Source organism: Rhodopirellula sp. JB055 (assembly GCF_043100905.1).
Classification (GTDB): domain Bacteria; phylum Planctomycetota; class Planctomycetia; order Pirellulales; family Pirellulaceae; genus Rhodopirellula.
On the sequence record NZ_JBICHO010000434.1, the window covers coordinates 1 to 7,702 of the forward strand.

General features: G+C 55.9%; 7 protein-coding genes. 1 reads left to right on the forward strand and 6 read right to left on the reverse strand.

What is annotated here, in order from left to right; genetic code table 11:
• The 4 genes from ACF8AM_RS17090 to ACF8AM_RS17105 all read right to left on the reverse strand — a co-directional run.
• The coding region (locus tag ACF8AM_RS17090) for a metal-sensitive transcriptional regulator (RefSeq protein WP_392556807.1) at positions 1–169 on the reverse strand (169 nt) is incomplete at its 3' end.
• Positions 170–246: 77 nt separating this feature from the next.
• Positions 247–1,761: a copper oxidase gene (locus ACF8AM_RS17095; RefSeq protein ID WP_392556802.1), complete on the reverse strand. Its 1,515-nt coding sequence runs from the start codon at positions 1,759–1,761 to the stop codon at positions 247–249.
• Positions 1,762–1,812: 51 nt separating this feature from the next.
• Positions 1,813–3,258: a TolC family protein gene (locus tag ACF8AM_RS17100; RefSeq protein WP_392556803.1), complete on the reverse strand. Its 1,446-nt coding sequence runs from the start codon at positions 3,256–3,258 to the stop codon at positions 1,813–1,815.
• Between the two features lie 248 nt (positions 3,259–3,506).
• Positions 3,507–5,954, reverse strand: coding sequence for a heavy metal translocating P-type ATPase (locus tag ACF8AM_RS17105; protein WP_392556804.1), 2,448 nt, complete (start codon positions 5,952–5,954; stop codon positions 3,507–3,509).
• A gap of 117 nt (positions 5,955–6,071) precedes the next feature.
• Here ACF8AM_RS17105 and ACF8AM_RS17110 point away from each other — a divergent pair, with 117 nt between their 5' ends.
• A complete protein-coding gene (locus tag ACF8AM_RS17110) occupies positions 6,072–6,404 on the forward strand; it encodes a four-helix bundle copper-binding protein (protein WP_146414949.1) in 333 nt (110 codons plus the stop codon).
• 112 nt (positions 6,405–6,516) lie between these two features.
• On the opposite strand, the gene ACF8AM_RS17115 is transcribed toward ACF8AM_RS17110, so the two are convergent.
• Positions 6,517–6,972, reverse strand: coding sequence for a hypothetical protein (locus ACF8AM_RS17115; protein WP_392556805.1), 456 nt, complete (start codon positions 6,970–6,972; stop codon positions 6,517–6,519).
• Positions 6,969–7,520 carry a hypothetical protein gene (locus ACF8AM_RS17120; protein ID WP_392556806.1) on the reverse strand — a complete coding sequence of 184 codons (552 nt, stop codon included), beginning with the start codon at positions 7,518–7,520 and terminating at the stop codon, positions 6,969–6,971. The genes ACF8AM_RS17115 and ACF8AM_RS17120 overlap by 4 nt, the downstream gene beginning before the upstream one ends.
• Between the last annotated feature and the right edge of the window lie 182 nt (positions 7,521–7,702).

The window sequence follows — 7,702 nt, forward strand, 5'->3', positions numbered from 1 at the left end:
CCAAGACGATTTGGCCGACTTTGTTGAGTGCACCCGTCGCGGCGGACAACTGCATCAGGATATCGACGCAGTATTCCTCATCCTCGATCATGCGACCAACCGCTTCGACTTGTCCGATGACACGTCGAAGTCGATTGTTGAGCTTCTTTTTCTCGTCGTCGGACAGCATTCGTGGAGACTTTTAGTCAAGTTGGTTTCGCGGAGTTCCCGATTTTAGCCTCTAAACGGCTCCGCAGTTAGTCCGCTTCACATCATCATCTTGGGCGCAGCTTCGTACTTACCGGGGTCACCGAAACGACGAACGATTTCAGCGAATACCGCTCCCTTTTCAACCGGCTGGTCGCTGTTCATTACCAACTCATACAGGTCGTCTGGCAGAACTCGCAGCACGGTCATCAAACCCTTTACGCTCATCGGGTAGTTCGCTCGCATTCCGCGAACCTCTTTTCGGCTCCAAATCGCTTTCATAAAATCCTCGGACATCTCCATGCCCTGCATCTTCTGTGGGTAGCCTGGCGTCGCGAATTTGTCACTTCGTGTAGCGTCGACTTGCGGACGGCTGCTGAGATTCGCGAGGTACTGATCGACCGAAGCGTCATCGCGCATTCGCGGCCCCACTTGTTTGACCATGTGGTTCATCATGTGGTGAATCATGTGACAATGGAAAATCCAATCGCCGGGGTTGTTGGCGATGAACTCGAAGCTTGAAGCCTGAGCGACACCGACCAATTCGTTGTTGCGTGGAACCCAGGCACTCTTGGGTATGCGAGCCCCTTCGTGACCGGTCACCCAAAACGTGTGCCCATGCAGGTGAATTGGATGGTGTTGCATCGGGGCGAAGTTCAACAGTCGCACACGAACACGCTCGCCATGTTTGCATACAAGCGGTGTCGTGTAGGGGCCACTCTTGCCGTTGATCGTGTGCCAATTCCAGTCCATCGACCACGAATCGCTAATCGTGTGCGTCGGCGGAATATGAAAATTCTGAAATAGCAATCCGAAATCGCGATCCACCGGTGGATCGAAGACCTTCTTGGGATGGACGATGAACCATCCGACTTGTCCAAACGCTTCTTGCATCGCCACATGCGAGTGATAGAAAAAGGTGCCTTCCTCGTGGATGTCGAATTCAAAGACCTTCGTCTTTCCAGGCTTGATGGGATTCTGAGTCAACGTGGCGGCTCCGTCATACTGAACGGGCAGCTCGAAACCATGCCAATGGACGAACGTATCTTCAGGCAATTCATTGGTCACGACGATGCGAACACGATCGCCTTGCGTGACTTCGATCGTCGGGCCAGGCATGCTGCCGTTGTAACCGTAAACGTTCATCTTCACGCCAGGATGAAACTCTTGCTGAACTGCCATCGGCACAAGTTCAAACACCTTCACACCGTTGTCCATCTTGTAGGGCAACGTTGGGATGTCGGGAGCCTCAAATGGCGCGGGGCCATCGGAAGCCTTGCGAAACCCTGGAACCAGCTTGCCGATGTAATAGTCCGAGTCTGGATCGAGACCGCGACTGGGTTTGAAGCGAGAGAATCCGTCGTATTCCGCAACGACCTCAGATGAGGCCGGGATTTCAGGCCGAGCCGAGGCGTTGCCGATTGGCTGCGGCATGTTGTCGTGTTGCTTCATGCCGTTGTGCTGCATGGGCTCTTGCGCGTTGGCATCGCGTCCCAGCAAATTGCCAACGAAACCAGTTGCTGCGGCGAACGAGCCTACTTTCAAAAACTTACGACGATCTTCTGGACTGGGCATGAGATTGAGACTGTTTGATGTGAATGGATGTTGGTGACGACGAAGCGTTGATTAACGAGGCTTCGCAACGGCGTCGATGTGACCTGGTGGCGTTGGGCCAGGGGCTGCCATCAAACCGCCGTGCAGCAGGTAGCCTCTGACGAGAACTTCGTTCGTGCGGACTTGTTCGAGATGTTGGACTCGGGTCAAACGTGAGTCGAAGTAATCCATCTGTGCGTCCAGAACGGTCGGCCAATCAACTCGGTTCGCTTTGTAGCTTTCGAGCAATTCTTGATAGGCCAATTCGGCTTCGGGAATGATCACCCGATCGTATTCCGTCGCGATTTGCAGTGCCGTCAAATACTGTTGGTAGACGTTGGCCATCTGCTGCCCCAGCATCAACTCGGTTCGTCGAATCTCTTCCTGTTGCCGGCGATAATCCAGTTGGGCTTGGCGAATGGTGCCCTGGTTCCGATCAAACACAGGCAGTTCGATCGAGACTCCGGCCGCTGCAGTGGTTTCTTTGGCCTCGAAGTTATATCCGGCTCCGCCTTCGGCAACGATGTCCGGAACCCACTCGACTTGTTCACGTCGGACGGTGATGCGGTCCGCTGCCAACTTCGCTCGGGCGGCGGCAAGTTCTGGACTTTCCGTGAGCACCAAAGACATCGCCTCCTGATAAGAAAGCGGTTCACCTTGCGGCATCAGCTCGCCGGACACGACACCGTCGGTCAAGTCGACACCAACGATCGCAACCAACCGTCGAAATGATTCGCGGTAGTGATTCTCTGCGGACAGCACGTCTAGCCTCGCCCGCTGCAACGCAATGCTCGATTTGCGAACTTGTGGACGTGTTGCTTGGCCTTGGTTGTAAAGCTCGCGTGCAGTGACAGCACCATCTTCGGCTGTTTTCAACAGTTCCTTTCGCAGCTCGACGATTTCGCGACCCGCTAACGCTCGGAAGAAGTGAATCCGCACGTCATTGCAGACGCGGAACTGTTGAGCCATCGCGAGGTGTTCGGAGACATGAGCACGACGCATGTATTTTTCGCGACTCAATTTCAACTTGCCGGCAGTGACAAAACGCTGACTCACTGTCATACCCTGAAACTCGCCCGGCGAATCCTTGTCGCCTTCGACATCAACTCCGATCTGTTCGCCGATGTAGTTCAGAGTCGGGTTGGGGTACAAACCTGCCTGCAATGCCTTGGCGGTCTGTGCTGAAATCTGCAACCGAGCTTGACGGATCGTGGGATTGTTCTGAGCCGCCAGAGTCAGGAAATCATCTAGCCTGTATCCTTGGACTTCTGTTTCCATCGGGAACGCTTCCGAGATCATTTCGCCGTCGACGTAAACGGGAGCTGGCGTGCTACCGAAGTCGCTGCCGTCGATGCGAACACCGGGAAATAGTGGCCCGCTTGGATCGAGCTGATCTAAACCGTAGGGTGCCGATGGCACAGGTGGTGGAGGCGTGAATGTGCGACCGATCGCCGAAGCCGTGTTACCAATCGAAGGCATTTGGGCACTGGCAGCGGTACAAAAAATTCCGGCAGTCGCAATGACTGATAGTCCGGACTTGAACAAAAACGATCGCACTGAAATCACTCCTTTGATCTGAGCAGCGGCATGTTGGCTTGCTTTTCAAATCGGCTAGATACCTGCGAGGGGTATGTTTGCAGTGAACTTTCTGAAAGTCATTTGCGAAAAGGGGGTCAGTTGTACGGTCTACCGAGCCTATGCGCTGGTCGCAAATCGACCAACCGGAACTACGTGAGCTTGGCTGCCCGCAATCTCAACGCATTCGCAATCACCGACACACTGCTAAAACTCATCGCTGCTGCTGCAATCATGGGGCTGAGCAACACGCCGAAGATCGGATACAGCAACCCAGCTGCGACCGGAATTCCCAGGGTGTTGTAGATGAAAGCGAAAAACAAGTTCTGACGAATGTTGCTCATCGTTTTGCGACTCAAGTTTGCCGCCGCAGCCACACCGCGAAGATCGCCACCGACAAGCGTGACACCGGCAGACTCAATCGCAACGCCCGTCCCGGTGCCCATGGCGATGCCAACGTTCGCTTCGGCAAGTGCAGGAGCGTCGTTGATCCCATCGCCACACATCGCAACTGTCTTGCCTTCCTGCTTTAGCTTGCGAACGAAATCATGCTTTTCCTCGGGCGAAACCCCAGCATGAAATTCGTCGATGCCCAGTTTCGACGCGACGGCTTTCGCGGTCGGTTCGGCATCGCCGGTCAACATCACCACTCTCAACCCCAGTTCATGCAACGTCTTTAGCGCTGCAGGCGTGCTTTGCTTGATCGGGTCAGTGATGGCGAGAATTGCCGCCAGCTTGTTGTCGATCGCCACGAACACAACCGTCGCACCTTCGACCTGATGCGATCCCGCTTTGTCTCGCCCCGCATCAACGCCCTCGATGCCTTGTTCGTCCAACAAGTCAGCCTTGCCAATCAACACATCATGATCATCGATGCGAGCGCGAACGCCACCACCGGTTATACTATTGAATTCACTCGCCTCCACGAGCTGCAACTCATCCGCCTTCGCTCGGCGAACGACCGCCTGAGCCAACGGATGCTCGCTCTGTGCTTCGACAGCAGAAGCCAACGTCAACACATCGTTCTCATTCCAGTCAGCAAACGTCTCGACACCCGTCACTTCCGGTCGTCCCTGCGTCAGTGTGCCTGTCTTGTCGACAACAATCGTGTCAACCTTCTCCATGACTTCGAGGACTTCAGCGTTCTTGATCAGCACGCCTTCCTTCGCTCCTCGGCCAACACCCACCATCACGGACATCGGCGTCGCCAGCCCCAACGCACACGGGCAAGCAATGATCAACACCGCAACGGCCGCTACGAACGCATGAGCCAGTTGCGGCTCTGGACCAAACACCGCCCAGCCGATGAACGCTGCCATCGAACAAACGATCACCGCCGGCACAAAGTAACGCGCGACCACATCGACCAGTTTCTGAATCGGAGCACGACTCCGCTGTGCGTCCGCAACCATTTGCACGATGCGGTTCAGAACCGTGTCCCCGCCAACACCGACAGCTTCCATGACGAGCGCACCAGTCTGGTTCAACGTTCCGCCCGTGATTTCGTCACCTTCCGCCTTCTTCACCGGCATCGGCTCGCCCGTCAACATTGACTCATCGACGCTGCTCGACCCGCTAAGAACTTTCCCATCGACCGGAACTTTCTCGCCAGGTCGTACTCGCAGCCGATCGCCCTTGTGGACTGAATCGAGCGAGACATCTTCCTCGCCATCGTCTGTGATTCGGTGTGCCGTCTCGGGCGCAAGCTTCATGAGTTCCCGAATCGCTCCGCCCGTCTGCTGTCGTGCTCGCAGCTCCAATACTTGCCCGAGCAACACCAACGTGATGATCACCGCCGCCGCTTCAAAATAGAGAGGTGGAACGCCGTTCTCGAAGAAGGCTTCTGGGATAACACCAGGAAGCAGCACGACAACTAAACTGAACAGATACGCCGCCAATGTTCCCACGGCGATCAACGAGAACATGTTCAAGTTCATCGTGTGAAACGACTTGGCTCCGCGAACCAACAAGGGCCATCCGCACCAAAACACAACCGGCGTCGCCAGCGCCAACTGCAACCAACCAAACACCGTCTGGCTCATCCAATCCGCGACCCGCAATCCGACCATCGGCCCCATCGCGATCACGAGCAATGGCACCGACAACGCAACGCCAACCCAAAAGCGACGTTTCATGTCGGCGTATTGTTTATCTTCACCCTCTTCATCCAACGAGACGACCTTCGGCTCCAAGTCCATCCCACAAATCGGGCAGTCGCCGGGGCCGACCTGCTCGATTTCAGGGTGCATAGGGCAGGTGTAGATCGCCGTCGGGTCTGCGGGCGCATCGCTCGCCTTGGTCGATGAGTGACCACTGCAGCACGAAGAAGTATCCGAGGTTTCCTCGATCTGTACCGCTGCGCCGCCACCGCAACAAGGCGAACCGCTTGATGCCTCTTTCTGTGATCGCTTCGCCAGCACCCCCGCAGGATCATCTTGGAACTTTTCCAAGCACCCGTCGCTGCAAAAAACGTAGTTCTTGCCACCAAACTCAGCCGATCGTGGACTATCCGCCGAAACGGTCATTCCACAAACCGGGTCGATCTGCGTTGACGGATCGGCGACCGGCAAGGACGACTCGTGTTTCTTATCGTGGTCCATGATTTCTCCAGGCTGTCAAAAAGTCATTCTCCAATATACCCCGTAGTGGTATGCAAGTTGCATACCGCTAATGCAGCGGCAACGGGGCCGTAACAACAATTTCTAAAGGAGAAACGAATGAGTACCGCAACCGCATCCATGAAAGAGTGCATCGAAAACTGCCAAGAGTGCCAAACGACCTGTGCTGACATGCTGACCAGTCATTGCCTGTCCGAAGGCGGCGACCACGTCGAGCAAACGCACGTCAAGCTGATGCTCGACTGCATCGCGGCCTGTGCTGCCTGCGTCGACTTCATGAGCCGCAATAGCGATCACCATGCGCACTACTGCAAAGCTTGCGCAGCGATTTGCAAGGCCTGCGCCGACAGCTGTGAGAAGGTCGGTAACATGGACAATTGCGTCGAATGCTGCCGCAAGTGCCACGAAAGCTGTTCGTCGATGGCATCGTAGCACCAGCCGAAATCCCAAAACGCAAAAACGCCGACTCCCCGATGTGGGACGCCGGCGTTTTGTTTATTGCCTTGGTAGAGTAACGCTATTCGTTTTCGTCAACGGTCGGCGGTCACTCGTCGAGGATGCCTGGATAGCTCGGCCAATCGTCGCCCCAGTCTCCGGGATGAACGACGGGATAATCGGGCATACCAGAATAGGCTTCGCCGGGGTGACCTGACTGAAGATTGTCTGGCGCAGAGTAACCCGGCGGGACGTGATAGGGATGGTCCGGCGGCAGTCGCGGCCAGACGTGAATCGGCGGCGGTGACTCGATCACGACCGGTTCTTCGGGTGGCGGCGGCCAAGGGTAATCGTTCGGCCACCAAGGTGGGCGTGGGCCAGGGTCGGGAGTGCCTGGCGGATAGTCGTCGGGCCACACCGGCGGCGGTGGCGATGGCGGCGGAGTGAGAATGATTGGACCGTCGTCGTCTTCCTCGGGATCGTAGGGCGGTTCGCTGCCGGGCGGATCAAACGGCGGGACAAAGGGATACGGCGGCATTTCCGGATAGTCGGAAGGATACGTCATTGCAGGGCACTCCGTTGCAGAGGATCGGGATGGAAGAATGCGGTGCGTTTGCTGGGGCACAAGCGGCACTGCGGGATAGATTTGGTTTCGATGAAGGTTTGCAGTTCTTCATCCGTCGCGTTTTCTGAACACGCTTGGTAGTCGCGGAAGAGTTGCCATTGCGGCAAGTCTTGTAATCGAAGTTTGGATTCGAGCTTGGCGAAGTAGGCGAGCGCAGGACATTTCCAAAGCTTGCCCTCATAGAGCTGTGTGCACGTTTTCTGCATGCAAACCTTGAATGCGGCGTTGGGCCGCGAGGCGAAGGGCATTGGCTTTCCACCTTCGACCTTGTATTGACGCATCCAGCCGCGGTGCGACTGTCGAATTTTGATACTGATTCCGGGAAACTGTTCTCGCCAACGCCAAACGAGGTGTTTGACTTCACGGAATCGTTTGACGTAATCGTCGTGCGTGCCGTGCTGGCTGACTTCAAGTCGACAATTCGTCTCGACGAGCACTTTCGGCAGCTCGGGAAACCGATGCAGGAAGAATCCGTTGGTGACGAGCATCAAGTCGCTGTCCCAATGCTGCCTAGCAAGTTTGATCTGTCCCAGAATCGCAGGGTTCAGCAGTGGCTCGCCACAAAGCAACGCGAACCGAGCCGGCTTCAGACGTTGCGACCATTTCTGTTAGTCGGCATCGGCTTGCTCGATCGTGGGAATCGCACCGGGAAAATTATGGTCGCTGTAGT

Coding starts and splice junctions, on each gene's coding strand:
- ACF8AM_RS17105 (WP_392556804.1), bottom strand. CDS start 5,954: ATGGACCACGATAAGAAACACGAGTCGTCCTTGCCGGTCGCCGATCCG.
- ACF8AM_RS17095 (WP_392556802.1), bottom strand. CDS start 1,761: ATGCCCAGTCCAGAAGATCGTCGTAAGTTTTTGAAAGTAGGCTCGTTC.
- ACF8AM_RS17120 (WP_392556806.1), bottom strand. CDS start 7,520: ATGCTCGTCACCAACGGATTCTTCCTGCATCGGTTTCCCGAGCTGCCG.
- ACF8AM_RS17100 (WP_392556803.1), bottom strand. CDS start 3,258: ATGCCTTCGATTGGTAACACGGCTTCGGCGATCGGTCGCACATTCACG.
- ACF8AM_RS17115 (WP_392556805.1), bottom strand. CDS start 6,972: ATGACGTATCCTTCCGACTATCCGGAAATGCCGCCGTATCCCTTTGTC.
- ACF8AM_RS17110 (WP_146414949.1), top strand. CDS start 6,072: ATGAGTACCGCAACCGCATCCATGAAAGAGTGCATCGAAAACTGCCAA.